3 protein-coding genes and 1 pseudogene are annotated in these 2,759 nt (G+C 71.4%); 3 read left to right on the forward strand and 1 reads right to left on the reverse strand.

The features are described 5' to 3' along the window. Positions 1–209 (reverse strand): annotated as a pseudogene (locus QM569_RS03855) (folate-binding protein); the annotation flags it as partial. 46 nt (positions 210–255) lie between these two features. Between QM569_RS03855 and mltG the strand changes: the two are divergent. The 3 genes from mltG to QM569_RS03870 form a co-directional block, all read left to right on the forward strand. Then, positions 256–1,242, forward strand: coding sequence for an endolytic transglycosylase MltG (gene mltG, locus QM569_RS03860; RefSeq protein WP_414985909.1), 987 nt, complete (start codon positions 256–258; stop codon positions 1,240–1,242). After that, complete coding sequence (tmk, locus tag QM569_RS03865; RefSeq protein WP_414985910.1) at positions 1,239–1,883, forward strand: dTMP kinase; 645 nt, start codon at positions 1,239–1,241, stop codon at positions 1,881–1,883. Before mltG ends, tmk begins: the two co-directional genes overlap by 4 nt. Then, the coding region (locus QM569_RS03870) for a DNA polymerase III subunit delta' (RefSeq protein ID WP_414985911.1) at positions 1,880–2,759 on the forward strand (880 nt) is incomplete at its 3' end. The genes tmk and QM569_RS03870, both read left to right, overlap by 4 nt.

Below are 2,759 nucleotides of genomic sequence, written 5' to 3' on the forward strand. Positions count from 1 at the left end.
ACCTCGGCGGTGCCGCGCTTGAAGCCGATGAAACTCGCCTGCATGCGCCCCTTGGGCGACAGAAAGGCCGCCAGCCGGGCCTCGCTCATGCCCAGCAACGCGAAGTCCTGCGTCAACTGGCCGTGCAGGAACTTGGCGGCGTCTTCGCCTTCCACGCGGATCACGCCCAGGTGGGGCAGGGGGGCAATACCATTCAATGAGGTCGTCATCGCTCAATTATGATGGCCGGTTCCATTCACACAGGGCATCAGGGTTGTGCGGCGTTTTCTGGCATTCATCGTGGCGGTGTTGATCGCGGCGGGCGGCGCGGCGTTCTGGTGGCTGCACCAGCCGCTGGTCACCGGCAGCGAGACGCTGGAGCTGGCGATCGAGCCCGGCACCACCCCGCGCGGCGTGGCCCAGGCCACGGTGGCGGCGGGGGCGCAGGCCGATGCGCAACTGCTCTACTGGTGGTTCCGCTTCTCGGGGCAGGACCGTGCCATCAAGGCGGGCAACTACGAGCTGCCGCCCGGCACAACGCCGCGCAGCCTGCTGGCCAAGCTGGTGCGCGGCGATGAATCGCTGCGCGCCGTGACGCTGGTCGAGGGCTGGAACTGGCGCCAGGTGCGGCAGGCGCTGGCGCGCGAGGAGCAGCTCAGGCACGACTCCGCCAGCCTGACCGACGAGGCCCTGATGGCGCAGCTGGGGCGCCCCGGCGTGCATCCCGAGGGGCGCTTCTTCCCCGACACCTATGCCTACGCCAAGGGCGCGAGCGACCTGGCCGTGCTGCGCCGCGCCCTGCACGCCATGGACCGCCACCTGGAGGCCGCCTGGGCGCAGCGCGCCGCCGACACGCCGCTCAAGTCCGCCGACGAGGCGCTGGTCCTCGCCAGCATCGTCGAGAAGGAAACGGGCCGTGCCAGCGACCGGCCCCTGATCGCGGGCGTGTTCGCCAACCGCCTGCGCATCGGCATGCTGCTGCAGACCGACCCCACCGTCATCTACGGCCTGGGAGAGAAGTTCGACGGCAATCTGCGCAAGCGTGATTTGCAAACCGACACGCCCTGGAACACCTACACCCGCCCCGGCCTGCCGCCCACGCCCATCGCCATGCCCGGCAAGGGGGCCTTGCTGGCCGCCGTGCAGCCCGACCCCACGCGCAACCTGTACTTCGTGGCCAAGGGCGACGGCAGCAGCCACTTCAGCCCGTCGCTGGAGGAGCACAACCGCGCCGTGATCCGCTATCAGAAGGGCGGGCAATGACCCAGGGGCTGTTCATCAGCTTCGAGGGCATCGACGGGGCGGGAAAGTCCTCGCACATCGAGGCGCTGGCCGCCGCCTTCCGCGCGCAGGGCCGCGCCGTCACCGTGAGCCGCGAGCCGGGCGGCACGCCCCTGGCCGAGAAGCTGCGCGACATGGTGCTGCACGAGCCCATGGACGCGCTGACCGAATCGCTGCTCATCTTCGCCGCCCGGCGCGACCACCTGCGCTGCGTGATCGAGCCCGCCCTGGCGCGCGGCGACGTGGTGCTGTGCGACCGGTTCACCGACGCCACCTTCGCCTACCAGGGCGCGGGGCGCGGGTTCGATGCCAAGGTGCTATCAATATTAGAGCTAATGGTGCAGACGGGTATTGCGCCAGAGGCCGATTTGATGCGTGAACCCGACCTGACCGTATGGTTCGACCTGGCCCCAGAGGTGGCCGCCGAGCGCCTGGCCGGTGCCCGCGTGCCCGACCGCTTCGAGGCCCAGCCGCTGGAGTTCTTCCGCCGCGTGGCCCAGGGCTACGCCGACCGCGCCGCCGCCGCGCCCCGGCGCTTCGTGCGCCTGGATGCAGCGCAGAGCCGCGACCGGGTCTGGCAGCAGCTCTTCAGCGTCTTCACCGCCAAAGGCTGGTTGAAATGACCGCCCCCTGGATCGCCGCGCAGCGCACCCGCCTGCTCGCCCAGCGCGGCCACGCCTGGCTGCTGCAGGGCCCCTCGGGCCTGGGCCAATACGCCCTGGGCCTGGAGATGGCGCGCGCCTGGTTGTGTGACCATCCCACCGTCGAAGGCGCCTGCGGCCAGTGCCCAAGCTGCCATGCCATCGACGTGCGCACCCATGCCGACCTGTGCGTGCTGATGCCCGAGGTGCAGATGCTCGCGCTGGGCTGGCCCCTGTCCGAGAAAGCCCAGGCCGACATCGACGACAAGAAGCGCAAGGCGAGCCGCGAGATCCGCGTCGAGGCCATGCGCGACGCCGTGGAGTTCGCCCAGCGCACGTCCGCACGGGGTCGCGGCAAGGCCGTGCTGGTCTATCCGGCCGAGCAGATGAACCACGTCACCGCCAACGCGCTGCTCAAGACGCTGGAAGAGCCGCCCGGCGACGTGCGCTTCGTGCTCGCCAGCGAGGCCGCGCACCAGTTGCTGCCCACCATCCGCAGCCGCTGCCTGGGCCACACCATGGCCTGGCCTGCAGAAGACCAGGCGCTGGCCTGGCTGCAAGGGCAGGGCGTGGCGGCGGACGTTGCCACGGCCTTTCTGCGCGCGGCGGGCGGGCGGCCCGACGACGCGCTGGCGTTCGCCCGTTCCGGCCGCAGCCCGCAAGCCTGGAGCAGCCTGCCCCAGGCCATGGCGCGGGGCGACGCCACGGCCCTCGCCGACTGGACGCCCGCCCAGGCCATCGACGCGCTGCAAAAGCTCTGCCACGACCTGCTGGCCGCCCGCGTGGGCGCCGCGCCGCGCTACTTCGCGCCCGCCGACCTGCCCCGGGCGCTGCCGCCGCTAGCCGCCCTCACGCGCT

It is taken from the genome of Acidovorax sp. (assembly GCF_047607405.1).
Taxonomy (GTDB): domain Bacteria; phylum Pseudomonadota; class Gammaproteobacteria; order Burkholderiales; family Burkholderiaceae_C; genus Acidovorax.

Excerpts from the sequence above, each read along its gene's own strand:
- tmk (WP_414985910.1), top strand. The coding sequence starts at position 1,239 with ATGACCCAGGGGCTGTTCATCAGCTTCGAGGGCATCGACGGGGCGGGA.